Origin of the sequence: Bradyrhizobium nitroreducens, from assembly GCF_002776695.1 — a bacterium.
In the GTDB taxonomy this organism is placed as follows: Bacteria; Pseudomonadota; Alphaproteobacteria; order Rhizobiales; family Xanthobacteraceae; genus Bradyrhizobium; species Bradyrhizobium nitroreducens.
In genome coordinates this window covers 5,411,142-5,434,585 of record NZ_LFJC01000003.1, presented here as the reverse complement: position 1 = coordinate 5,434,585, position 23,444 = coordinate 5,411,142, and the positions used below count along the sequence as shown (strand labels likewise).

The window sequence follows — 23,444 nt, the reverse complement described above, 5'->3', positions numbered from 1 at the left end:
AAACAAAGACCAGGGAGAGACAAAATGAACAAGACTTCAAAGGGACTGAGTCGTCGCACCGTGCTGTCGGGCGCCGCCGCCGTCGGTCTCGCCGGCGTGGCGCGCGCGCAGGCCCCGGCAGAGATCAAGGTCGGGCTGATCGTGCCGCTGTCGGGCATCTACACCCGTCCCGGCCAGGTCATGAAGATGGGCGCCGAGATGGGCATCGAGCACATCAACGCGCAAGGCGGCATCAAGGCACTCGGCGGCGCCAAGCTCAAGCTCGTCGTGATCGACTGCGGCGACACCACCGAGAAGGCCAAGAACGCCGCGCAGCGCATGGTCGCGCAGGAGCCCGACCTCGTCGCCGCCACCGGCGCCTATCTCTCCTCCTTCACGCTCGCGGTCACCGAAGTGACCGAGCGCGCCGAATTGCCGGTGCTGACGCTGTCCTATTCGGACCTTCTGACCGACCGCGGCTTCAAATACATCTTCCAGACCGCGGCGACCGCGAGCCGCCAGTCCGAGCTCGGCCTGCCGACGCTGATGAAGCTCGCCGAGAACGCCTCGGGCAAGAAGCCCAAGACCGTGGCGATGCTGATGGACAACACCGCGACATCGGTCGCCACCGCCAAGGCGCTGAAGGAAAGGCTGTTCGCCCAGGAAGGCCTCCAGCTCGTCGTCGAGGAAGTCTGGACCCCGCCCCTGTCGGATGCGACGCCGCTGATCCAGAAGGTTCGCTCGGCCAAGCCCGATCTGCTGCTGTTCATGCCGAATGCGGTGTCTGACGCCAAGCTCGGCCTGGAGAAGATCAGCGAGTTCGGCCTCGGCCAGGGCAAGATCCCGACCGTGTCCTTCAGCATCACCATCGCCGAGCCCGACATGCTCCAGAGCGTGAGCCCGGAGACGGTGCAAGGCATCATGACCATCGTCGCCAATTGGGGCTCGAAAGGCCACGAGGCGCTGATCGCCGAGCTCAAGGCCAAATACAAGGAGCCCTGGATGACGCAGAACGTCATCTCGACCTATGGCGACATGTGGCTGATGAAGGAGGCGCTGGAGAAGGCCGGCAAGGCCGACCGCAATGCGGTCGCGCAGGCCTTCCGCACCATGGATGCCGGTCCGTCGAAATACTATCCGGGCGGCCAGCTCAAATTCGACGAGAAGGGCCGCCGCGTCGACGCCGGCGTCGTCATCGTGCAATGGCAATCGGGCGTGCCTGTCACCGTTTACCCGCCCGAGCTCGCGCAGGCGCAGCCGTTCTGGCCGAAGAAATCCTAAAGCGTCGCGCGATTTTCAGGGAGGAGGATTGTCATGACTGCAAAGAGCAAGATCACGATATCGCGGCGAACCCTGCTGGCCGGCGCATCCGGCACGCTGATCGCATCCCGCGCGGCCTGGGCGCAGCAGCCGGCGGAGGTGAAGGTCGGCCTGCTGGTGCCGATCTCCGGGCTCTATGCCCGACCGGGAACGGTGATGCGCGAAGGCGCCGAGATGGCGATCGACCACATCAACGCGCAAGGCGGCGTCAAGGCGCTCGGCGGCGCCAAGCTGAAGCTCGTCGTGCTGGATTCCGGCGATACCACCGAGAAGGCCAAGAACGCCGCCCAGCGCATGGTGGCGCAGGAGACCGATCTGGTTGCGGCGAGCGGCGCCTATCTGTCCTCGTTCACCCTCGCGGTGACCGAAGTGACGGAGCGCGCCAATTTGCCGATGCTCACCCTCTCCTACTCCGACCTCATTACCGAGCGCGGATTCAAATACGTGTTCCAGACCGCGGCCACCGCGGGGGCGCAGGCCAGGCAGGCACTGCCCCAGCTCATCAAGCTGGCGGAGACGGCCTCCGGCAAGCGGCCCAAGACGGTCGCGATCCTCACCGACAACACGGGCGCCTCGATCGCCTCCGCCAAGGCGATGCGCGAAGGCCTGCTGGCGGAGAACCAGTTGCAGTTGATCGTCGACGAGACCTTCACGCCGCCGCTCGCCGACGCAACCTCGCTGGTGCAGAAGATCCGTTCGGCGAAGCCCGATCTGCTGTTCTTCCTGCCGACCGTGATCTCGGACGCCAAGCTGCTGCTGGAGAAGATGAACGAGTTCGGCCTCGGCCAGGGCAAGATTCCGACCATCTCGTTCGGCATCGCGATCGCCGAGCCGGACATGCTGCAGACCGTCAGCCCCGAGCTGCTCCAGGGCGTCCTGACCTGCGTCGCAAGCTGGGGCGCCAAGGGCCATGAGGCGCTGATCGCCGAATTGAAGACCCGCTACAAGGAGCCGTGGATGACGCAGAACGCGATCTCCACCTATGGCGACATGTGGGTGATCAAGGACGCGCTGGAGAAGGCCGGCAAGGCCGATCGCGTCGCCGTCGGCGAAGCGCTGCGCACCATGGATGGCGGGCCTTCGAAATATTACCCGCTGGGCGAGATCAAGTTCGACGAGAAAGGCCGCCGCGTCGGCGCCGGCATGACCATCGTGCAATGGCAGGCCGGCGTGCCGGTGACGGTGTTCCCGCCCGAGCTCGCGCTGGCAAAACCGTTCTGGCCCAAGACCTGACCCAAGAGCTGATAGCGCCCGAACAAGAAACGGAGACCACAATGGACAAGGCGACTTACGACCGCGGCCTCGAAATCCGCAAGAGCGTGCTCGGCAACGAGTTCGTCGACAAGGCGATCGCATCCGCGGACGAGTTCAACCGCCCGATGCAGGACCTGACCACGGAATATTGCTGGGGTTACGTCTGGGGCCGCGAAGGCCTGACACGAAAGACGCGCAGCTTCCTCAACCTGGCGATGCTCTGCGCGCTCAACCGGCCGCACGAGCTGAAGACGCATGTCCGCGGCGCGCTCGCCAACGGCGCGACCAAGGAGGAAATCCGCGAGGTCTTCATGCAGGTCGCGATCTATTGCGGCGTGCCGGCCGGCGTCGATGCGTTCCGCAACGCGAAGGAAGTCTTCGCCGAGCTCGACAAGACGTAGCGGAGCGCGACGGCCATGAAGGACAAATGGGCGCTCGTGACCGGTGCGACGGCAGGCCTCGGCCTTGCCATCGCGGAGGGCCTTGCCGCTGCGGGCGCCAATATTGTCCTGCACGATCTCGTCGCACCGAAGCAGGCCGCTGATGATCTCCGCGCCCGCTTCGGCGTCGAGGTCGTCGCGGCCGGCGTCGATCTGTCCCAGCGCGAGTCCATCGAGGCCATGATGGCGGACCTGCTCGACCGCTGCGGCGCCATCGACATTCTCGTCAACAACGCGGTCGTCAGGCATTTTTCGGCGATCGAGCAGTTTCCGTCCGACCGCTGGGACGAGGCGCTGGCCGTCAATTTGTCGGCGCCGTTCCACCTCATCCGCCTGGCGCTGCCGGCGATGAAGCAGCGCGGCTGGGGCCGGATCATCAACATGGGCTCGATCTATTCGAGCCGCGCGGTCGAGGATCGCATCGACTACGTCACCACCAAGACGGCGATTCTGGGCATGACCCGCGCCGTCGCCATCGAGACCGCGCGCAGCGGCATCACCTGCAACACGCTCTGCCCGGGCACGCTGCCGACGCCCGCGATCCTGAACAAGATCGCGACGATGGCGGAGACCAGCGGCCGCCCCGTCGCCGACGTGACGGCCGACTATCTCGGCGAGCGCCAGCCGACGCAGCGCTTCATCGGCATGGAGGCCGTCGCCGCCATGGTCGTCTTCCTCTGCGGTCCGGCCGCAAACGACATCACCGGCGCCAGCCTGCCGATCGACGGAGGCTGGTCGGTGGCATGAGAATATCGGAATGGGAGTGCTGCGATGACTGAACGATCAGACCAGAACGTCGTGCTGACCGGTGCTGCCGGCGGCATGGGGCGCGCCATCACCAAGGCGCTGCTCGACAGTGGCCGCCGCGTCGTGCTGGTCGACCGCGACGCCAAGGCGCTTCAGGAACTGGCGGCAACGGCGGGCGATGCGGTGTTTCCGATCCAGCTCGACGTCAGCGACGCCAAGGCCGTCGATCGCCTGCCCGATGCCATTCCCGGTCATTTCAAGCCGGTTGACGTTCTCATCAACAATGCCGGCCACGACATCGGCGGCCGGACGCGCTTCGACATCGGCTCTGCAGACGACTGGTCCAACATCATCCAGACCAATCTGATCGGCCTGATGCGCGTCACGCGGGCGATCCTGCCCGGCATGGTCCAGCGCAATGCAGGCCATGTCGTCAACATCAGCTCCATCAACGCGGTGCGGATCGTGCCCGACATGGCGGCGTACAGCACCAGCAAGGCGGGCGTGCACATGTTCACCGAGACCCTGCGCGGCGAGCTGGCGGACACAGCGATCCGGGTCACCGAGCTGCAGCCCGGCCTGACCCGCACCAACATCATCCTAACCCGCTACCGCGGCGATCAGCAGAAGGAGAAGGAGTATTTCGACCAGTTCAGGATGGCGCTCGATCCGGCCGATATCGCGCGGTCGATCGTCTTCGCCCTTGACCAGCCCGCCCACGTACAAATTGCCGAAATGATGATTCTGCCTGTAAACCGGTACTGATTTTTCCCAACCAGGACCAGGACATGGAAAGACGTCGCGAATTGCAGTCGACACTCCGCATCGAGGACGTCCCGACCGTCCGGGCGATGGTCGCGCAGAAGCTGCGTGAGGCGATCATGTCCGGAACTCTGAAGCCGGGCCAGCGCCTGGTCGAGCGCGAGCTCTGCGAGATGATGGGCGTCAGCCGTCCCTCGATCCGCGAAGCGCTGCGTGCGCTCGAGGCCGATGGGCTGGTCAAAACGGTGCCGCACCGCGGCCCCGTGGTGTCCACGATCAGCCTGGAGGAGGCACGGCAGCTCTACGCCGCACGCGCGGTGCTCGAAGGTTTTGCCGGCCGCGAATGCGCCAGGCTGCACGATCCCGAGGTCGCGCGCCGGATCGGGGAAGCGCTGACGCGGTTGAAAGCGGCCGCGGCCAAGCAGGATCTCGTCGGCAGCCTCGAAGCCAAGACCGATTTCTATGCGGCGCTGATCGGCGGCTGCCGCAATACCTTCATCGAGCGCATGCTCAAGCCGCTGCACGACCGCATCCAGCTGCTGCGGATCACCTCGATGTCGCAGCCGAAGCGGATCAACAAGAGCCTGCGCGAGGTCACCGCGATCTGGCGCGCGATCCAGAACGGCGATCCTGACCTCGCCGAGCGTTGCTGCGTCGACCACATCAACGCGGCTGCGGTGGCCGCGCTCGACATGATCGAAAAATCGTCGGCAGCCAAGGAGGCGGCGCCTTCCGACGACTAGAACAATGCCGCCAGGGAGTGTTCGATGAAGTTTCTCGTACGATCGCTGTTCCTGCTCCTTCTGCTCTGCCCTCGTGACGCGGCGATCGCGGACGAGTATCCGGCCCGCCCGGTCACGGTCATCGTGCCGTTCTCTGCCGGCGGTCCCGGCGACGTCATCGCGCGCATCCTCGGCAGCGCCATGAGCGCGACGCTGAAACAGTCCGTCGTGATCGAGAATGTCGTCGGCGCCGGCGGCACACTCGGCACCAACCGCGTCGCCAAGGCGGCCCCCGACGGCTACACGCTGCTGCTGATGCATGTCGGCCAGGCCACCGCCCCTGCCCTCTACGCCAAGCTGCCATTCGACCCCGTCGGCGACTTCGCCCCGATCGGGCTCGTCACCGACGTGCCGATGATCCTGGTGGCGCGGCCGAACTTTCCGGCCAAGAATCTCGGCGAGCTGATCGCGCAGATCCGCAGCGCCGGCGACAAGATCACCTTCGGCAATGTCGGTCTCGGCTCGGCCTCGCAGCTCTGCGGCCTGATGTTCATGAGCGCGACCGATACCAAGCTCACGCCGATCTACTACAAGGGCGGCGGACCGGCGCTGAACGACGTCATCGCCGGCCACATCGACGTCTATTGCGATCCCGCGACGGGACCGACGCCCTATATCCAGTCGAGCACGATCAAGGGCTACGCGATCACCAGCAGGAGGCGCGTGGCGACGCTGCCTGACGTGCCGACCTCGACAGAGGCCGGCGTTCCCGCGTTCGACGTGACGACGTGGTATGGTCTCTATGCGCCGAAGGGCACGCCGAAGCCCGTGGTCGACCATCTCGTCGGCGCGCTGCAGACGGCGCTGAAGGACCCCGCCCTGGTCAGCCGCTTCGCCGAGCTCAGCATGGCTCCGGTCGAGCCCGAGCGCGCCACGCCGGAGGCGCTGGAGGCCTTCCTGAAAGCCGAGATCGTCAAATGGGCGCGGATCATCAAGGCGGCCGGAATCGAGCCGCAATAGGCTTGCCCGACGTGCTTTTGCGACGTTGCGCGAGCCCTGAGCCACCGGAGCGCGGCACTCGCCGGCTCCAGCCCGGAAATCTCAATGATCTGAAAGAGATAATGAGCCTGGTGCGCTCGGAGGGACTCGAACCCCCACGATTTTACTCACTGCCACCTCAAGGCAGCGCGTCTACCAGTTCCGCCACGAGCGCTTTGGGGATGCCGGCTTGAGGCTTGAGGGCCAGCCGGATCAACGGCGCCGATCTAACAAATCCATCAGAGGGGTACAAGCCTGCAAAGCCCCTGAATTCCACAAGCTTTGCAGGAAAATTCGGGCCGCTCGCCCGAATCGGCCGCGAGCCGCCCGCAAGACCGCTATCGCGTGCCCGGCGAACGCGGCAGCATCTGCTTGACCTCGACCGCGATCCGGTTGCGATCGACCAGCACGACGCCGGAGGCTACGGGGAGATTGTTGGCCAGAACCTTGACCTCGTCGGCCTCGGTGGCGTCGAGCTCGATGATGGCGCCGCGGGAAAGACGTAATACCTGATGGATCGGCATCGTGGTGGTCCCGAGGACGACCATGAGATCCACGGTGACTTTATCGAGAGTGGGCACTGTCAGGACCGCCGCAACTTGGGACTGGGACTTGAGATCTGGGGCTTGGCCAAAGGACTTGAACAAAGGACTTGGCATTTGCTCCCGAGATGATCACCACGTTATGGTTAGCCAATGGTTAATTCGCTGCAAAACCCTCGCCAACAGCTCGATTTGACGTCTTTTTCGGCCACAGACGGGGCGCCCGTCGAGTGGCGAATCTCGGACGCGCCGGTGCCCTATCCGGAGGCGGTGGCCACCATGGAAGCCCGGGTCGCCGCCATTGCGGCGGGCGAAGCCCCCGAGCTGGTCTGGCTGCTCGAACACCCCCCGCTTTACACCTCCGGCACCTCGGGCAAGGAAAGCGACCTGCGCGATCCCCGCTTCCCGATTTTCGCCACGGGGCGCGGCGGCCAGCTGACCTATCACGGCCCCGGCCAGCGCGTGGCCTACATCATGCTCGACCTCAAGCGCCGCCGGCCGGACGTGCGGGCCTATGTCGCGAGCCTGGAGGAGCTGATTCTGCGCACGCTCGCCGCCTTCAACATCCGCGGCGAGCGGCGCGAGGATCGGGTCGGCGTCTGGGTCAAGCGGCCCGACAAGGGGCAAGGTCACGAGGACAAGATCGCGGCGATCGGCGTGCGGCTGAAGCGCTGGGTCTCGTTCCACGGCATCGCCATCAATGTCGAGCCGGAGCTGGCGCATTTCGCCGGCATCGTGCCGTGCGGCGTGGTCGATCCCCGCTACGGCGTCACCTCGCTGGTCGATCTCGGCCAGCTCGTGACCATGGAAGATGTCGACGTCGCGCTCCGGCAGGCGTTCGAGGAGCTGTTCGGACCGACCCGCGCGCTGCTGCCGGAATCAGTCTCCTGACATTTTCCTGTTCGAGCCCGACCGCGCGAGTTCTCCGCTCCGGGCGGAATCGGCTATGCTGTTTCAGGCGCCGCCCACGCCTCCCCCCTCCGCCGGGAAAGCAGACCTCATGCAGGGCGATGAGATCACCGGCCGACTGTTCGAGCACTGGGCATAAGGAGGGATTGCGCTTTCCGCTCGCAACGGGAGGTTTGGACGATGAGACTTTCTGCGCCGATCTATCATCTGAAGCGACAAGCCAAGCGCCTGTCCCGCGAGGCGGGCATTGCGCTGCACGACGCACTCGACCGCGTCGCCGCGACGGAGGGGTTTTCCGCCTGGAGCATGCTCGCAGCGAAAGCCGCCGCGCTGACGCCCGCCAGCAGGCTGTTCCCGCAATTCCGTCCCGGCGACCTCGTGCTGGTCGGCGCGCGGCCGGGTCAAGGCAAGACGCTGATGAGCCTCGCGCTTGCGGTGGAAGCCATGCAGTCGGGCCAACGCGCCGCGTTCTTCTCGCTCGAATACACCGAGAAAGACGTGCTGGATCGCCTGCGCGCAATCGGCGTGGAGCCGGCACAGTTCGACAAATTATTCGAGGTCGATTGCTCCGACGCGATCAGCGCCGACTATGTCGTCAAGCAGATGGCCACAGCGCAACGCGGCACGTTCGTGGTGATCGACTATCTGCAACTGCTCGACCAGAGACGCGAAAACCCCGATCTGACCATTCAAGTGCGCGCATTGAAATCGTTCGCACGCGACCAGGGGCTGATCGTCGTCTGCATATCGCAGATCGATCGATCCTACGATCCCGCGGTCAAGCCCTGCCCCGATCTCAGCGACGTCCGCTTGCCGAACCCGCTGGACCTGACGCTGTTCGACAAGACGTGCTTCCTGAACAATTCCGAAGTTCAGTTCCGCGCGGCAGGTTGACGGTCGGGCCGCGGGTGCGAGGGCTCACCCGCGGCCTGCGGCCCTACGCTGCCTTCAGCGCGACATCGAGCTTGCCGGCGATGTAGCGCCGTTCCTGGGTCAGGCCGCCAAACCCGTAGGCGTCGCCCTTGACCTCGTCGACATGGGCATAGGTCTCGGGATGCAGCGGGCCCAAAATCTCGGCCATGCGCTTGAACATCGCGGCGAGATAGGCCGCCTTCTCGTCCTTGGTGTTGGTGCCTTCGGTGACGTGGATGTCGAGCCAGTAGCTGGCGAGATTCTGCTCGGCCAGCGACTTGCCGCCGGCGAACCAGTCATCGGCGTCGACCGACTTCACGATGATCGCGGTCACCTTGGGATCCTTGTGCAGGATTTTTGCGGTGAGCTCGGACACCGCGTTCGCGATGTCGGCCTTCAGCGAGGGCGACTGGCGGGAGGTGGTGTAGGACACGGTGATCAGCGGCATGGTCGTTCTCCTCGAGATGCTGCGCGGGTGTTGCGCGGCGTTGAGGAGAAGCTAGACCCTCGGCCGTCATTTTGGTATCTTATCTTTATTGATACCAGTGATAACGATCTATAATGACAGCAACGCTCGACATCGCCACGGTGCAGGCCTTCCTGCTGGTCGCCGACCTCCAGAGCTTTACGCGTGCGGCCGAAGCGCTCGGCACGACGCAGGCGGCGGTCAGTCTCAAGCTGCAGCGGCTGGAGACGCTGCTCGGAAGACGCCTCGTCGAACGCTCACCCCGCGCGGTCCGGCTCACGGCAGATGGCGCCAGCTTCCTCGACCGCGCCCGCGCGCTGATGGCGGCGCACGACCTCGCGTTATCAGGCGAGGCTCCCGCCACGCAGTCGCTCTCGCTCGGCATTTCCGATCACGCCGCGGGCCCGGAGCTGGTACCGCTGCTCGAACGCCTGCACGCCATGTCTTCAAACCTCACCCTCGCCGTCACCATCGGCTTCTCGCGCGAGATGCAGGACGCTTACGACGCGGGCGAGCTGGATGCGGTGATCGTCCGCCAGGAAGGCAGCCGCCGCGGCGGCGAGAAGCTGACCGAGGACGAGTTTGGCTGGTTCGCCGCACGACGTTTGACGCTGCCGAAGGGCGAAGCGCTGCCGCTGGCAACGCTCGCTCCGCCGTGCGGCGTCCACGCCATCGCGGTGCGCGCGCTCGATAAGGCCGGAATCGCCTGGCGCGAACGCTTCGTCGGTGGCGGCGTGACGGCGGTGGTTGCCGCCGCGCTCGCGGGACTGGCGATCGCGCCGCTGGCGCGGCGGATCGCGCCGCCCGGCCTGGTCGATATTGGACCCGCGCATAGACTGCCAACACTCGGCCGCTCGAAGGTGATGCTGCATTCGAAGGTCAGCGATCCCGCCAAGCTCGCGGCGCTGCGCGCGGTAGCGGCGACGTTCCGGATTGTCGCCGCCACCTGACCTCTCACAAGATCGCCTCGAACGCGCTGCGCAGCGTCTCGTGCCGGAATACAAAGCCGCGGCTCAGCGCCTTGTTGGGCAGCACGCGCTGCCCCCCAAGCAGAAGCTCGTCGGCAAAGCCGCCGCCGATCCGGCGCAAGAGGCCGCCGGGAATGCGGAACACGGCGGGCCGACGCAGCCGGCGGCCGAGCTCCTCGGTGAACTTTGCATTCGTGACCGGGATCGGCGCGGTGGCGTTGACAGGGCCGGTGAGATCGTGCGTCGCCAAGACATAGGCGATGAGGCGAATGAGGTCGTCGCGCTCGATCCAGGACATCCACTGCCGGCCGGTGCCGAGCGGGCCGCCGAGGCCGAATTCGAACGGCGTCAGCATCCGCGTGATGAAGCCGCCTTCGGTGCCGAGCACGAGGCCGATGCGCAAATAGACCACGCGGACGCCGAGTTCCTCCGCCGGCCGCGCCGCCTTCTCCCAGGCTGCGCACAGTTCATGGCTGAAGCAGGCGTGCGACTTCGCCGATTCCGTCAGGACCTGGTCCGCCCACAATCCGTACCAGCCGATCGCGGAGCCGCTGACCAGCACTTCGGGTTTGCGGTCGAGCCGCGCGATCAGCTTCACCACTTCGCCCGTCATATCGACGCGCGAGCCGATGATCTTCGCCCGCTTCGCCTCGGTCCACAGACCGTTGCCGATCGGCTCGCCGGCGAGATTGACGATGGCATCGATCCGGGTGTCGGCGGCGAGCTGATCGAGGCTGGTGACCAGCGTCACCGGCGGCGGCAGCATTTCGGCCTTGGCGGGATTGCGGATGAGCGCGATGACGTTGTGCCCTGCCCCGGCAAGACTCGCCGCGAGGCGGCTGCCGATGAAGCCGGTGGCGCCTGTGACCAGCACGGTCTTGCGGCCCGGGAGTTTCTCGACGAGTCCGGCCGGCGGCACGCTGCGCATGCGGCCGAGCCGGCGCATCGCCGCAAAATCCCTGACGCCGCAGAGCGCAGCGCCGGCCGCGCAGGCGGTGGCGGCGATGCTGAGCAGGCCCTGATACACGACAGACACACCGAATGGCTGCATCGCCCAGTCGATCAGCACCGGCATCAGCAGCACCAGGATGGCGCCGTAATTGATCGCGAGCAGCGTATGATTGATGCGCTCGCTCGGCCGCAGCTTTCGGCTCAAATCCTCCTCGACGAAATCCATCAGCGTGATGACGATCTCGGCGACCAGCACGGCGACGATCAAGAGCGCCAGCACGCCATAGACCTCGAGCCAGCCGAGCAGCAGGAACAGCAGCGCATAAAGCATGTTGCGGAGGCCGTGCAGCTTCAGCTCGAAGCGCTGCGACGGACGCCAGGCCAGTCGCTCGGTGAACTCGTGGTGATAGAAGGTGTCGAACACGCCCATCGCGATCTGGATGGCGATGAGCGTCCACAACAACGGGGTCATGACACGGTCTCCCTGAACACGGCGGACTGGTGGATCAGCGCGCCGTAACGCGGATGGATGACATCGAGGGTGAAGCGGAAGGCGCCCGCGCCGAGGTCGCGGTGCGTCACGGTGAGATCGCCCGGCGTGAGCCATTGCGGCAGCGGGACCCAGAGGCGTCCGAGCTGGAGCCCATAACCCGCGCTGCGGAAGGTCAGCGCCTCGCCCTCGACCGCGATACGCAGCGCCATGGAAATGCCGAAGCCGACATACTCCTCGAGCCCGGTCGGGCCGGCGAAGCGCTTGGCGGAATGGATCACTTGCGGAAAGCCGCGCTTGCGCGCGCAGATGCGGGTCCAGGTCTGGCCGCCGGTCGCGGCGTCCTCGGTGACGCTGACGATCATCGGCACGCCAACGTCTCGGCCGGTCGGCAGCGGCCCGCCGATCATGCGCACGGCTTGTGCGAGCCACCAGCCGATGTCGCTGAAAAAGACCTCGTCGACCACGCCGACATAGACCACGCTGTCGCCGTCGGCGACGCGCTTGGAAAAGCGCCGCCAGGTCGCGAGCGGCAGTCGGCCCCAATCCTCGTCCGGCAACAGCGCATGGAAGCGGCGGTCGTCGAGCAGCCTGATGTGAGCGGAGGGCGTTGCGCCTAAGCCTGACAAGCGAGCCGACGTCATAGCACCCTCCTCGAAACTATTTGACCTTGCCCAGCGGCAGCAGGTTGGCGATCTTCTCGCCAAGCCGCATCAAGGCGACCAGCCGCGGCCGCGGCACCTTCAGCATCTGCATGAACCAGTGGTCGGCGAGCTCGGTGAAGGCGAGCATCTCCTTCAACCGTTTGCTCGCGACCGGATTGACGGTGGGATCGACGGCGGCGTCGGACACGCAGGCCCGGAGCGCCGCGATTGCAGGATCGAGCTCCCGCTCCTTGCGGCGCGCGGCGATCCTGGCGGCGACCTCCCAGATGTCGGTCTCGGCCTCGTAATGGTCGCGGCGGTCGCCGAGGATCGGCACGCGCCGGATCAGGTTCCATGCTAGCAGCTCTTTCAGCGAGTTGGAGACGTTGGAGCGCGCCATGCCGAGCGCATCGGCGATGTCCTCCGCCGTCATCGGCGCCTCCGCGAGATAGAGCAGCCCGTGGATCTGGCTGACCGAGCGGTTGACGCCCCACTCATCCCCCATGTCGCCCCAATGCAGGATGAAGCGCTCGACGGCGGCGGGGAGTTTCTTCTTTCCGGTTATTTCTGTCATAACAGAAATATCTGACGCAACCGTTCCACTGTCAAGTGGGTGCCGTCGGCATGCGAGGCGAAAGATTTGCCTAAAAATATCCCACCCTCCGGGAACCATTCGACCCCTCCGGCGTTTGCCCCCGTTGAGGCAGGGTCCCGGAATGGTCGAAAAGTTCAGTCAACAGAGAGACTTGTTCGAGAGCGAACGCAGTTTCCGGCTGTTGGTTGAGGGGGTTGCCGACTACGCGCTCTATATGCTGGATCCCAAGGGGATCATCACCAGCTGGAATATCGGCGGCGAGCGGATCAAGGGCTATTCCCCCTCGGAGATCCTCGGCCAGCATTTCTCCCGTTTCTACACCGAGACCGACCGCGCCAACGGCAAGCCGGCCCGCGCGCTCGGCATTGCGCGGGAAAAGGGCCGTTACGAGGAGGAAGGCTGGCGCGTCCGCAAGGACGGCACGTTCTTCTGGGCCAGCGTCGTCATCGATCCCATCCACGAGGACGGCGAGCTGGTCGGATTCGCCAAGATCACGCGCGACATCACCGAACGCCGCAATACGCAGATCAAGCTCGAGGCGATGCAGAAGCAGCTCGCCGAGTCCCAGAAATTCGACGCGCTCGGGCAACTCACCGGCGGGGTCGCCCACGACTTCAACAATCTCCTGATGATCATCAGCGGCAGCCTCCACATGCTGAAGCGTGGCGCCGACGACGCGGCCAAGGTTCAGCGCGCGATCTCGGCCATCGAGACCGCCACCAAGCGCGGCGCGGCGCTGACCAACCAGCTGCTCACCTTCGCACGGCGGCAGAGCGTCAATCCGCAGGCAATTGATTTCGCCGAGCGCATCGCGGCGATCCGCGAGGTGCTCGATGCCGGCATCGGCAGCTCCGTACGGCTGGCCTTCGACATCGGCCGCGACGTCTGGCCGATCAAGGCCGACGTCTCCGAGCTCGAGACGGCGCTGCTCAATCTCGTCATCAATGCCCGCGACGCGATGCCCGACGGCGGCACCGTGACGATCCGCGCGCGCAATGTCGTGCTGGACGAGGCGCCCCTCGCCGGCGATTTCGTCGCAATCGATGTCGCCGATACCGGGCTCGGCATTCCCTCCGACGTTCTCGACAAGATCTTCGAGCCGTTCTTCACGACCAAGCCGATCGGAAAAGGCACGGGTCTCGGCCTTTCCCAGGTCCACGGCTTCGCGCATCAGGCCGGCGGCACCGTGAAGGTCGCAAGCGATCTCGGAAAGGGCACGACTTTCACCATCCTCCTGCCGCGCGGAGAAGATGTGCCATCGCACGCGACGACGGGGGAGCCGGCGTTCCAAGGCAGCGGCACGGTGTTGCTGGTGGAGGACAATCCGGACGTCGCCATCGTCAGCATCGGCCTCCTGGAGCAGCTCGGCTACCACGTGCGCCGGGTCGCCGACGCCGAAGCCGCCTTGCGCGAGATCGAGAACAACGGCGTCGATTTCGTGTTCTCGGACATCGTCATGCCCGGCAAGATGGACGGCCTCACCCTCGCCCATCATCTCCGCGAGATCCGCCCCGGCCTGCCGATCCTGCTCGCCACCGGCTACAGCGAGGTCGCCGCCGGCGTGCGCGGCGATTTCCCGATCCTGCGCAAGCCGTACGAGATCCACGAGCTGAGCGAGGCGATCTCGAAGCTGCCGAGGTGAGTGTTTCTTCTTCACCTCTCACCGCTTGCGGGGAGAGGTCGGATCGCTCTTGCGATCCGGGTGAGGGGGTACAGGTCTATCGACGACCGCCCGTGTTGAGAGAAGCCCCTCACCCCACCCCTCTCCCCGTAAGAACGGGGCGAGGGAGCGCACCATCTGCGCGGCGAGACCACCTATACCGTCGGCAACACCGAAAACGCCTCCCCTGCCCGGCGCAGGTTCAGCTCTTCCACGCTCGCCGTCTCGCTCGTCACACTGTCCACGCGCGAGGACGGCGGGCCGTGACGGCAGAGCGCGACCATGTCGGCGACGTGCTTCGGCGTGCCCGCGAACAGCGCTTCCACGCCGCCGTCGCGGCGGTTGCGGACCCAGCCTTCGAGCCCGCTCGCCGTCGCCCGATACTCGACCCAGGCCCGATAGCCGACGCCCTGCACGCGCCCGCGGATCATGACCTGAAGGATCGCCCGGCTCATCTTTTCAGTCCGAGGAGATCGGCGCTGCGCGCCTTGACGTCGGCCTCGCGCATGACGCGCGCCGTCAGTTCCAAGGATGCGAGCCCCTTAAGGTTCTTCGGCGGCGTGCCTTCGCGCAGCGCCTTCAGCGTCTCGTAGACGGCCTGCGTCGCCGCTGCGATCGGTGCATGGCCCTGGAGCGCGATGCGGACGCGCTGGCTGGCGAGATAGTCGAGCGCGCTCAAATCCTCCGGCGCCCCGCCGAGCACGATCGGCAGGCGCGTCGCGGCGGTAACCGCATCGAGCTCGGCGCGCGACTTGATGCCGGTGAAGAACAGCGCATCGACGCCGGTGGCCTCATAGGCCTTCGCACGCTTGATCGCATCCTCGATCGAGGTGATCGAGGCAGCTCCCGTGCGGCCCATGATGACCAGCGAGGGATCGCTGCGGCCGCCGAGCGCCGCCTTCATCTTGCCGACACCCTCCTCGAGCGAGATCAGCTGCGTCTTCGCCTCGCCGAAAGCAGCCGGCAGCAGCGTGTCCTCGATGGTGAGACCGGCGGCGCCCGCCGCCTCCAGCTCCTGCACCGTGCGGCGGACATTGAGCGCATTGCCATAGCCGTGATCGGCATCGACCAGCACGGGGAGCGCGGAGGCACGCGACATCCGGCGCATCTGCTCGGCAAGCTCGGTGAGCGTGATCAGCGTGATATCGGGATCGCCCAGCACCGCGAGCGAGGCGACCGAGCCGCCAAACATGCCGATGGGAAAGCCGAGGTCCTCGGCGATGCGGATCGAGATCGCGTCATAGACCGAGCCCGGATGGATGCAGGCCGAGCCCGACAGGATGGATCGCAATTTCTCGCGGCGGGAACGAAAGGCCATGGTGCTGTCTCACAGGATCGCGGAGGCCGCAGCATACTCCGTCATTGCGAGCAACGGAAATAGGGCACTCTCGTGCCCCGGACGCAGCGCAGCGCTCCTTCAGCGATGCGCTGCAGAGCCGGGGCCCATGCTGCCGAGTGATCCGCTCACGATCCGGGTCGCGGCTCTGCGAGGCAAGGCTAATGCGTTGCATCGCGTCCAGGACACGAGAGTGGGCTGACTTACGCAAACTCCAAAATCAGCGCGTCCACCGCGAGCGTCGCGCCGGCGCTGGCGTGGATCTTCTTCACGGTGCCGTCCTGCTCGGCGCGCAGCACGTTCTGCATCTTCATGGCTTCGACCACCGCGAGCGTCTCGCCGGCCTTGACCTCCTGCCCCTCGCTCACCGCGATCGAGACCACGAGGCCGGGCATCGGACAGAGCAGCTTCTTGCCGGTGTCGGCGGCCGTCGTCACCGGCATCAGCCGCGCGGAGGTCGCTTCCGTCTCGGTCCAGACATAGACCGGCACCTCGACGCCCTGATGCGCCAGACGAATGCCGTTCGGGATCGGCCGCACCTGCACCGCGACGAAGTGGCCGTCGATGGTGCCCTGCCAGACCGGATCGCCCGGCTTCCACGGCGAGGCTAGCAGATGGGCGTTGCCGGTCTTGCCCTCGGCGTCGACGAAACGGATCGCGATGGCCTCGCCCTCGCGTCCGACCTCGAGCTGAATTTCCTGGCGGTCGAGCCAGACCGCGCGACGCCGCTCGCGCTGCACGATGCGGCCGCCCATCTGGCCGGAGATCTGCCGCTTGCGTTCACCAAGCACATGATCGATGGCGGCGCCGACCGCGGCGATCCGCCGCGCAACTTCGCCTTCGGCCACGCGCGGGGCAAAGCCCTTGGGAAACTCCTCGGCGATGAAGCCGGTCGAGAGCCTGCCCTCGCGCCAGCGCGGATGATTCATCAGCGCCGACAGGAACGGGATGTTGTGCCTGATACCGTCGACATAGAACGCATCGAGCGCGGTCGCCTGCGCCTCGATCGCAGCCGCGCGCGACGGCGCATGCGTGACGAGCTTGGCGATCATCGGATCGTAATGGATCGAGATCTCGCCGCCCTCCTGCACACCGGTGTCGTTGCGCACGGTGATGCCGTCCTTGCTCGCTTCCGCCGGCGGGCGGTACTTCACCAGCCGTCCGATCGAAGGCAGGAAGTTGCGGAACGGGTCTTCGGCGTAGAGACGCGATTCCACCGCCCACCCCGTGAGCGTGACGTCCTTCTGCGCGATGGCGAGCTTCTCGCCGGCGGCAACGCGGATCATCTGCTCGACGAGGTCGATGCCGGTGACGAGCTCGGTCACGGGATGCTCGACCTGCAGGCGGGTGTTCATCTCCAGGAAGTAGAAGCTCTTGTCTTGCCCTGCGACGAATTCGACGGTGCCGGCGGAGTCGTAGTTCACGGCCTTGGCCAGCGCGACCGCCTGCTCGCCCATCCTGCGACGGGTGGTCTCGTCGAGCAGCGGCGACGGCGCCTCCTCGATGACCTTCTGGTTGCGGCGCTGGATCGAGCATTCGCGCTCGCCGAGATAGATCACGTTGCCATGCTTGTCGCCCAGCACCTGGATCTCGATGTGACGGGGATCGACGATGAATTTCTCGACGAAGACGCGGTCGTCGCCGAAGGACGCCTTGGCTTCGGCCTTGGCGAGGCCAAACCCCTCCTCGACCTCGCTGGTCGAATAGGCGATGCGCATGCCCTTGCCGCCGCCGCCGGCGGAGGCCTTGATCATCACGGGATAGCCGATGGCGTCGGCAATCTTGACCGCGTGGCGGGCGTCCTCGATCACGCCGAGAAAGCCCGGCACGGTCGAGACATCGGCCTTGGCCGCCGCCTTCTTGGATTCGATCTTGTCGCCCATCGCCGCGATCGCGCCCGGATTGGGCCCGATGAAGACCACGCCGGCCGCCTCCAGCGCGCGCGGAAAGGCCTCGCGCTCGGACAGGAAGCCGTAGCCGGGATGCACGGCTTGCGCGCCGGTCTTGCGGCAGGCCTCGACGATCTTGTCGATGACCAGGTAGCTCTCGGCCGCAGCCGCCGGTCCGATCAGGACCGCCTCATCGGCCATCTCGACATGGAGGGCATCGCGGTCGGCCTCGGAATAGACCGCAACCGTCTCAATTCCCATGCGGCGCGCGGTCTTGATGACCCGGCAGGCGATTTCGCCGCGATTGGCGATCAGAATGCGTTTGAACATGCTTTTCTTGAGTCTCGACCTTGGGCGGGACCCTTCCCCGGCCGTTGGGGCCTATGGGAGGGCCGTGTGGCTCCCGTGGTACATCAAAATCGGCCGGAGGCAACGGTCTAAATCCGGGCCGTCTGGCGTACCAGCGCAAGACCGAAACCGGCCTGACGAGCCCTCGGACCACCTACGGACCACCTACGGCTTCCCGGACCTCGACATGGACTTGGCGACGTCCCGGACCAGGCCATGAATGAACCTCAGCTTGGCGACCACGGCCTGCGACAGGATGAAGGGATAGAGGTCGCGCGCGCCCATGGCGCGGTTGACGCTGTTCATGGCGAAGGTGAAGGGCAGCCATGCGTCAATCAGCGCCTGAACGTCCCTGGCCTCATAGGGGTTGAAACGGATACGCGCCGTCAACTCCCCGTCGCGGTCGACCTTGGGCCGCACCTCCATGCCGAACTCGCCGGTCATCTCCAGGGTGTCGACGATGTGGAGGTAATGCGCCCAGGTCTCGGCGAAGTCTTCCCAGGGGTGCATGGTGGCGTAGGCCGAGACGTAGTTCTGCTGCCAGTCCGGCGGCGCGCCTTCGGCATAGTGACGCTGCAGGGCCTGGCCGTAATCGGCGGAATCGTCGCCGAATACCGCGCGGCATTCATCGAGCTTGCCGCCGCCCTGCACCAGCACGTCCCAGAAATAGTGCCCGACCTCGTGGCGAAAATGCCCGAGCAGCGTCCGATAGGGCTCGCCCATCTCGAGCCTGCGCCGCTCGCGCTCGATGTCGTCGGTCTCCGTGAGTGCAATCGTGATCAGGCCGTTGTCGTGGCCGGTCATGACCCTCTCGCCGCTCTGCGGATCGTCGGCGAGGAAATTGAAGATCAGACCATGCTCGGGGTCGTCTTGCCGGGTCCGGAGCGGCAGCTTCCAGCGGATCAGGGAATAGAACAGACGGTGTTTCGCCACCTCCAGCTCGCGCCAGCCGGCAAGCTGGGCGGGGTCCGACAGATCCGGGACGATGCCGTTGTGGCGGCAGGCGCGGCAATAGCCATTGCCCTCGCCTGGATCCGTCAGCCAGTTGCAGGCATCGTACTCGGCATTCCGGCACAGCATCCGGCTCTCGCCCTTGCCGGCCAATACCTTCCAGGCCTCTCCGTCGGGCTCGATCGCCGACATCGTCTCCTTCTCGGGCAGGAAGGCGACGCGGTGGCCGCACCGTTCGCAGGCGCGGTTCTCGAAATAGAGGACGTTGCCGCAGGACTGGCAGACAAACAGCTTCAAGATTTATCCTCTTCGAAAAGAGAGTCTTATCGATGGACGTCGTGGCGCCTCGCGAAGACGCCTCCGCGGGCGCATCGTTCCAATGTCAGGAACAAAATGCCAGACCGGGCGTTGCCTGATCGCAGTTTCCTCGCTCCGGCTCGCCGCCGGCCTTTCCGGGCAGCCTATTTCCTCTAAGCAATGGTCATCACGCTCCGTCTGTGTGAATATCGGTCTGGCACGTGCGCTCCCGCATGACAACGGCCGATGCCTTGAACGATCCCTTGCCCGAGACCATCGCCGCCGAAAGGCTGCGCCAATACCTCGAGGACGTCGCGCGCGAGCGCGACAACGCCTATCGCGCGCTCCAGGAGCGCGAGGCCGAGCTGGCGCGCATCCAGCGCATCGGCAAGGTCGGCGGCCTCGAGGTAGACTTCCGCGAAGGCTTCAAGAACCACCGCTCGCCCGAATATCTGATGCTCCACGGCCTGCCGCCGGAAGCGGCCGGGGAGTCGCACGAGGACTGGGTCAACCGTATCCATCCCGACGACCGCGAAGCCACCGTCAAGCACTTCATCGATGCGCTCGCCGGCACCAGCGAGGACTACACCGCCGAATACCGCATCATCCGCCCCAATGACGGCGAGACCCGCTGGATCCGGGTCGTCGCCAAGATCGAGCGCGGCACGGATGGCCGCGCCATCCGCCTGGTCGGCGCCCATATCGACATCACCGACCAGATGCTCGCGCGCGAGACCCTGCGCGAGAGCGAGGAGCGGTTTCGGCTGATCGCCGACAGCGCACCGGTGCCGATCTGGGTCACAAAGCTCGACCGCAAGCGATCCTTCGCCAATCAGGCCTATGTCGACTTCGTCGGCCTGCCCTACGAGGAGGCCATCGATTTCGACTGGCGCAAGGTGCTGCATCCGGACGACCTGCCGCATGTGCTGCAGCAATCCGTGCAGGGCGAAGCTTCGCTCAAGCCCTTCGTGCTGGAAGCGCGTTACAAGAACGCCAGCGGCGAATGGCGCTGGCTTCGCTCGGAATCGCAGCCGCGTTGGGACCCGACCGGCAAGCATATCGGCTTCATCGGCGTCGCCCACGACATCACCGTCGCCAAGCAGGCGGAGATCGAGCTGAGGCGGCTCAACGAGACGCTGGAAGAGCGCATCGCCGAGCGCACCGCCGAGCTCGAATCCAACGAGGCGCGGCTGCGCGCGATCCTGGAGACCAGCAACCAGTATCAGGGCCTGGTCAATCTGAAGGGCGAACTGCTCTACGCCAACAAGACCGCGCTCGACGGCATCAAGGCGAGCTCTTCGGACGTGATCGGCAAGCCGCTGTGGGAGACACCCTGGTTCAGCGCGACGGAGGGCATGAGCGCGCTGGTGCACGAGGCCTTTCACACCGTGCTCAAGGGTGAGGCCGTGCGGCTGGAGATGCGTCTGCGCCTCCCCATCGGCGAGCGCGATTTCGACTTCGGCATGCGCCCCGTGCTCGATCGCCACGGCAACATCACCGGCGCCGTCCCTGAAGCCGTCGACATCACCGAGCGCCGCCGCGGCGAGGAAGCGCTGCGGCAATCGCAGAAGATGGAGGCGATCGGCCAGCTCACCGGCGGTGTCGCGCACGACTTCAACAATCTCCTTACCATCATCCGCTCGGCCACCGATTTCCTGCGCCGTCGCGAGCTGCCGGAGGAGCGCCGCCGCCGCTATGTCGACGCCATCTCCGACACGGTCGAGCGTGCCTCCAAGCTGACGGCCCAGCTGCTGGCATTCGCGCGCCGGCAGCCGCTGAAACCCCAGATCTTCAACGTCGGCAGCCAGGTCGAGGGCGTCGCGCAACTGGTCCGGCCACTGGTCGGCGGCCGGATCGAAATCGCGGTGGAAATCCACGATGCCGACTGCTTCACCGTCGCCGACATCGCCCAGTTCGAGACCGCGCTGATCAACCTCGCCATCAACGCCCGCGACGCCATGGACGGCGAAGGCCGCCTCACCATCGCCGTACGCAAGGTGCAGGGCATCCCGAGCCTGCGCGCGCAATCGGCGCGCGGCGGCGACTATGTCGCCATCTCCGTCACCGACACCGGCAGCGGCATCGCCCCGGACCATCTCGATTCGATCTTCGAGCCGTTCTTCACCACCAAGGAGGTCGGCAAGGGCACCGGCCTCGGCCTCAGCCAGGCCTTCGGCTTCGCAAAACAGTCCGAGGGCGACATCGCGGTCACGAGCACGCAAGGCGAAGGCGCGACGTTCACCATCTACCTGCCGCAAGCCCAGAGCCCGGCCGCCGAGAAGGAGGCCGCGGCGCTGACCAGCGAGGCCGCCACCACCGGGCGCGGCTACCGCGTGCTCGTGGTCGAGGACAATGACGATGTCGGCCAGTTCTCGACCGAGCTGCTGGAAGATCTCGGCTATGTCGTCCGCCGCGTCGCCAATGCCAATGCCGCGCTTGCCATCCTCGGCGAGAACGAATTCGCCGTCGACCTCGTCTTCTCCGACGTCATCATGCCCGGCATGAACGGCGTCGAGCTCGCCGGCATCATCCGCGAGCGCTATCCCGGCCTGCCCGTCGTGCTCACGTCCGGCTACAGCAATGTCTTGGCCGAAAACGCCCATCGCGGTTTCGAACTGATCCAGAAGCCATATTCGGTGGAATCGCTCTCGCGCATCCTGCGCAAGGCGATATCGGAGAAGCTGTCGGTGGCAAGGTAAGTGTGAGCCAAGCACCCCGCTGTCGTCCCGGACAAGCGCGCAAAAAGCGCGCGCCGATCCGGGACCCATACTCCGAGACGGACGTTGTAGCGTGAGCTGGTAACCGACCATCTTCGCCAAACTTCATCCTGTGGTTATGGATCCCGGATCTGCGCTGACGCTTGTCCGGGACGACAGCGGAGTGCTTGGCGCGCGCTGATTGACGCAACGACGACCGAGCAACCGATGCCGAGCGAAAACCCCGATCAGGCAAGGCAGGCCGGCCGCGCGCTGGATGCGGCCAACTTCTTCCTCGCCGACGTCCGCGACGGGCTCGGCCCTTACCTCGCCGTCTACCTCCTCACCGAGCAGCACTGGGACGAGGCGCGGATCGGCCTCGTGATGTCGGTCGCGACCATCGCCGGCATCGTCGCGCAGACGCCGGCCGGCGCCCTGGTCGACGCGACCCGCGCGAAGCGGACGGTGATGGCGGTCGCCGCGATCCTCGTGACTCTCGCGTCGTTGTCGCTGCCGTGGCTCCCGAGCTTCCTGCCGGTCGCGATCTCGCAAGGGATCGCGCAAGCGGCCGGCGTCATTTTTCCGCCGGCGATCGCCGCCGTTTCACTCGGCATTTTCGGACATCGCGCCTTCACCAGACGGATCGGCCGCAACGAGACCTTCAACCATGCCGGCAACGCCGTCGCGGCGGGCCTGGCCGGACTGTCGGCCTACTGGTTCGGACCGACGGTCGTGTTCTATTTGCTCGGCAGCATGGCCATCGCAAGTCTCGTCAGCATCCTCGCCATTCCCGAACGGGCGATCGACCACGATCTCGCGCGCGGGCTGGACGGGGCGAATGACGCCGAGCAACACGAACAGCCTTCGGGGCTGAAGGTGCTGCTGACCTGCCGCCCGCTGCTCGTCTTCGCCATCTGCGCGCTCCTGTTTCACCTCTCCAACGCTGCGATGCTGCCGCTGGTCGGGCAGAAGCTGGCGTTACAGGACAAGAATCTCGGCACCAGCCTGATGTCCGCCTGCATCGTCGCGGCGCAACTGGTGATGGTGCCGTTTGCGATACTGGTTGGCGCCAAGGCCGACACATGGGGACACAAGCGCTTTTTCCTTGCTGCCTTGCTGATCCTGCCGATCCGCGGCGCCCTCTACACGTTCTCGGACAATCCGTTCTGGCTGGTCGGCGTGCAGTTGCTCGACGGCGTCGGCGCCGGCATCTTTGGCGCGATCTTTCCCGTCATCGTCGCCGATCTCATGCGCAACACCGGCCGCTTCAATATCGCGCAGGGCGCCGTCATCACCGCCCAGAGCATCGGCGCCGCGCTTTCGACGACGCTGGCCGGCTTCGTCGTGGTCGGCGCGGGCTACAGCGCGGCGTTCATCACCCTCGGCGTTGTCGCCGCGATCGGCGCCGTGATCTGCCTTCTCGCGCTGCCCGAGACACGACATGGCGGCCCACGCCGGCGGGGGGAGACAGCGGCGCGGGCATCCGCTATCGCTGCCGAATGACCTCATTTCACCTCAAGGACTGAAC

The 23,444-nt window shown here is 65.9% G+C and carries 22 protein-coding genes and 1 tRNA gene; 13 read left to right on the top strand and 10 right to left on the bottom strand.

The features are described 5' to 3' along the window. Window positions 1-24 precede the first annotated feature (24 nt). Genes TSA1_RS26175 through TSA1_RS26145 form a run of 7 tightly spaced genes read left to right on the top strand, consistent with a single transcriptional unit; the run spans window position 25 to window position 6,244 of the window. On the top strand, window positions 25-1,260 hold the full coding sequence (locus tag TSA1_RS26175) for an ABC transporter substrate-binding protein (RefSeq protein ID WP_100178847.1): 1,236 nt from the start codon (window positions 25-27) through the stop codon (window positions 1,258-1,260). A 33-nt stretch (window positions 1,261-1,293) separates the two neighbouring features. After that, on the top strand, window positions 1,294-2,532 hold the full coding sequence (locus TSA1_RS26170) for an ABC transporter substrate-binding protein (protein WP_100178846.1): 1,239 nt from the start codon (window positions 1,294-1,296) through the stop codon (window positions 2,530-2,532). 41 nt (window positions 2,533-2,573) lie between these two features. Further along, a complete protein-coding gene (locus TSA1_RS26165; RefSeq protein WP_028140570.1) occupies window positions 2,574-2,954 on the top strand; it encodes a carboxymuconolactone decarboxylase family protein in 381 nt (126 codons plus the stop codon). Window positions 2,955-2,969: 15 nt separating this feature from the next. Next, a complete protein-coding gene (locus tag TSA1_RS26160) occupies window positions 2,970-3,740 on the top strand; it encodes an SDR family oxidoreductase (protein ID WP_100178845.1) in 771 nt (256 codons plus the stop codon). Between the two features lie 24 nt (window positions 3,741-3,764). Continuing rightward, a complete protein-coding gene (locus tag TSA1_RS26155; protein ID WP_100178844.1) occupies window positions 3,765-4,505 on the top strand; it encodes an SDR family oxidoreductase in 741 nt (246 codons plus the stop codon). Window positions 4,506-4,528: 23 nt separating this feature from the next. Then, complete coding sequence (locus tag TSA1_RS26150) at window positions 4,529-5,245, top strand: GntR family transcriptional regulator (RefSeq protein WP_100178843.1); 717 nt, start codon at window positions 4,529-4,531, stop codon at window positions 5,243-5,245. A gap of 24 nt (window positions 5,246-5,269) precedes the next feature. Next, window positions 5,270-6,244 carry a tripartite tricarboxylate transporter substrate-binding protein gene (locus tag TSA1_RS26145; protein WP_100178842.1) on the top strand — a complete coding sequence of 325 codons (975 nt, stop codon included), beginning with the start codon at window positions 5,270-5,272 and terminating at the stop codon, window positions 6,242-6,244. Between the two features lie 108 nt (window positions 6,245-6,352). On the opposite strand, the gene TSA1_RS26140 is transcribed toward TSA1_RS26145, so the two are convergent. Together TSA1_RS26140 and TSA1_RS26135 are read right to left on the bottom strand one after the other, a co-directional pair. After that, a tRNA-Leu gene (locus TSA1_RS26140) sits at window positions 6,353-6,437 on the bottom strand. A gap of 163 nt (window positions 6,438-6,600) precedes the next feature. Continuing rightward, window positions 6,601-6,843: a FliM/FliN family flagellar motor switch protein gene (locus TSA1_RS26135; protein ID WP_018647371.1), complete on the bottom strand. Its 243-nt coding sequence runs from the start codon at window positions 6,841-6,843 to the stop codon at window positions 6,601-6,603. A 114-nt stretch (window positions 6,844-6,957) separates the two neighbouring features. Between TSA1_RS26135 and lipB the strand changes: the two genes are divergently transcribed. Continuing rightward, complete coding sequence (gene lipB / locus TSA1_RS26130; protein WP_100178841.1) at window positions 6,958-7,695, top strand: lipoyl(octanoyl) transferase LipB; 738 nt, start codon at window positions 6,958-6,960, stop codon at window positions 7,693-7,695. Window positions 7,696-7,893: 198 nt separating this feature from the next. Further along, window positions 7,894-8,607: a DNA helicase gene (locus tag TSA1_RS26125; protein ID WP_100178840.1), complete on the top strand. Its 714-nt coding sequence runs from the start codon at window positions 7,894-7,896 to the stop codon at window positions 8,605-8,607. 43 nt (window positions 8,608-8,650) lie between these two features. On the opposite strand, the gene TSA1_RS26120 is transcribed toward TSA1_RS26125, so the two are convergent. Beyond that, the gene (locus tag TSA1_RS26120; RefSeq protein WP_100178839.1) at window positions 8,651-9,073 is read right to left on the bottom strand and encodes a tautomerase family protein; all 423 of its coding nucleotides are present in this window, start codon (window positions 9,071-9,073) and stop codon (window positions 8,651-8,653) included. A gap of 113 nt (window positions 9,074-9,186) precedes the next feature. Between TSA1_RS26120 and TSA1_RS26115 the strand changes: the two genes are divergently transcribed. Next, window positions 9,187-10,041 carry a LysR family transcriptional regulator gene (locus tag TSA1_RS26115; RefSeq protein ID WP_100178838.1) on the top strand — a complete coding sequence of 285 codons (855 nt, stop codon included), beginning with the start codon at window positions 9,187-9,189 and terminating at the stop codon, window positions 10,039-10,041. 4 nt (window positions 10,042-10,045) lie between these two features. Here TSA1_RS26115 and TSA1_RS26110 read toward each other — a convergent pair whose 3' ends face one another. The 3 genes from TSA1_RS26110 to TSA1_RS26100 are packed head-to-tail and all read right to left on the bottom strand — an operon-like array spanning window position 10,046 to window position 12,718. Further along, on the bottom strand, window positions 10,046-11,482 hold the full coding sequence (locus TSA1_RS26110) for a TIGR01777 family oxidoreductase (RefSeq protein WP_100178837.1): 1,437 nt from the start codon (window positions 11,480-11,482) through the stop codon (window positions 10,046-10,048). After that, window positions 11,479-12,144, bottom strand: a complete 666-nt coding sequence (locus TSA1_RS26105; protein ID WP_100178836.1) for a DUF4166 domain-containing protein — start codon at window positions 12,142-12,144, stop codon at window positions 11,479-11,481. Before TSA1_RS26105 ends, TSA1_RS26110 begins: the two co-directional genes overlap by 4 nt. Before the next feature lie 16 nt (window positions 12,145-12,160). Beyond that, on the bottom strand, window positions 12,161-12,718 hold the full coding sequence (locus TSA1_RS26100) for a GbsR/MarR family transcriptional regulator (protein WP_100178835.1): 558 nt from the start codon (window positions 12,716-12,718) through the stop codon (window positions 12,161-12,163). 142 nt (window positions 12,719-12,860) lie between these two features. Here TSA1_RS26100 and TSA1_RS26095 point away from each other — a divergent pair, with 142 nt between their 5' ends. After that, window positions 12,861-14,381, top strand: a complete 1,521-nt coding sequence (locus tag TSA1_RS26095; protein WP_100178834.1) for a PAS domain-containing sensor histidine kinase — start codon at window positions 12,861-12,863, stop codon at window positions 14,379-14,381. 173 nt (window positions 14,382-14,554) lie between these two features. Here the strand turns inward: TSA1_RS26095 and TSA1_RS26090 are convergent, their stop codons facing one another. The 4 genes from TSA1_RS26090 to TSA1_RS26070 all read right to left on the bottom strand — a co-directional run bounded on the left by TSA1_RS26090 (window position 14,555) and on the right by TSA1_RS26070 (window position 19,220). Next, complete coding sequence (locus TSA1_RS26090) at window positions 14,555-14,854, bottom strand: acylphosphatase (RefSeq protein ID WP_100178833.1); 300 nt, start codon at window positions 14,852-14,854, stop codon at window positions 14,555-14,557. Next, entirely contained in the window at window positions 14,851-15,717 is an 867-nt protein-coding gene (locus TSA1_RS26085) for an isocitrate lyase/PEP mutase family protein (protein WP_100178832.1), read from the bottom strand. Before TSA1_RS26085 ends, TSA1_RS26090 begins: the two co-directional genes overlap by 4 nt. 221 nt (window positions 15,718-15,938) lie before the next feature. After that, window positions 15,939-17,954, bottom strand: coding sequence for an acetyl-CoA carboxylase biotin carboxylase subunit (locus TSA1_RS26075; protein ID WP_100178830.1), 2,016 nt, complete (start codon window positions 17,952-17,954; stop codon window positions 15,939-15,941). A 183-nt stretch (window positions 17,955-18,137) separates the two neighbouring features. Beyond that, window positions 18,138-19,220, bottom strand: coding sequence for a zinc-binding metallopeptidase family protein (locus TSA1_RS26070; RefSeq protein ID WP_100178829.1), 1,083 nt, complete (start codon window positions 19,218-19,220; stop codon window positions 18,138-18,140). Between the two features lie 221 nt (window positions 19,221-19,441). Between TSA1_RS26070 and TSA1_RS26065 the strand changes: the two genes are divergently transcribed. Further along, window positions 19,442-21,919 carry a hybrid sensor histidine kinase/response regulator gene (locus TSA1_RS26065; protein ID WP_100178828.1) on the top strand — a complete coding sequence of 826 codons (2,478 nt, stop codon included), beginning with the start codon at window positions 19,442-19,444 and terminating at the stop codon, window positions 21,917-21,919. Between the two features lie 225 nt (window positions 21,920-22,144). After that, complete coding sequence (locus tag TSA1_RS26060) at window positions 22,145-23,419, top strand: MFS transporter (RefSeq protein ID WP_100178827.1); 1,275 nt, start codon at window positions 22,145-22,147, stop codon at window positions 23,417-23,419. The last annotated feature ends 25 nt before the right edge of the window (window positions 23,420-23,444 follow it).